This window comes from Streptomyces sp. SID5785 (assembly GCF_009870065.1).
Lineage (GTDB): Bacteria > Actinomycetota > Actinomycetes > Streptomycetales > Streptomycetaceae > Streptomyces.
In genome coordinates this window covers 1-530 of sequence record NZ_WWIA01000100.1, presented here as the reverse complement: position 1 = coordinate 530, position 530 = coordinate 1, and the positions used below count along the sequence as shown (strand labels likewise).

Annotated in this window: 1 protein-coding gene; it reads right to left on the bottom strand. The window is 74.9% G+C overall.

Going from position 1 to position 530, the window contains the following annotated elements; all coding sequences use genetic code 11:
- Positions 1–321: ABATE domain-containing protein (locus GTW43_RS02995; protein ID WP_202500970.1), on the bottom strand; the 321-nt coding region annotated here is incomplete at its 3' end.
- Between the last annotated feature and the right edge of the window lie 209 nt (positions 322–530).

Here is a 530-nt window from a genome sequence, read left to right as displayed (position 1 = left end):
GGCCGCGTTGAGCCGGTCCAGTGCCTCGGGCACCGGGAGCAGCCGGTGCGCGTCGGCCGGGCTCGGCTCCCCGGGGCGCACGGCTCGGGCGAAGAGGGCACGGACCGCGGCGCGTACGTCGCGGACCCGGTCCAGGTCCCGCGGACCGGCGCGGAAGCCGTCGGCGTACGGGAAGGCGTCGGGGCGGCCGCGGACCCACGCGGTCAGGCCCTCGGGGGCGGCGAGCTCGTCGGCGACGCCTCCACGTCCGTCGTGACGGACGGTGAGGGCGAGGTCGAGGGCGAGCGAGGTGCCGGCGGGGGCGGGTCCGTGGGCGGGCATGGCCCGATCATAGTCCGCCGGCTAATGATACGTTCGCCACCAACCATTAGCGCCAGCGACAGGTGCCGGTCAGCGGTGCCAGTCATCGGCGCCGGTCATCGGCGCCGTGCGTCATCGGCACACCAGGGAGGGGTCCATGGACGGCGATCTTCGGGAACTGCTGCGCGGCATCGAGGTGTTCGCGGGCGAGCTGCCGCACTTCGACCCGG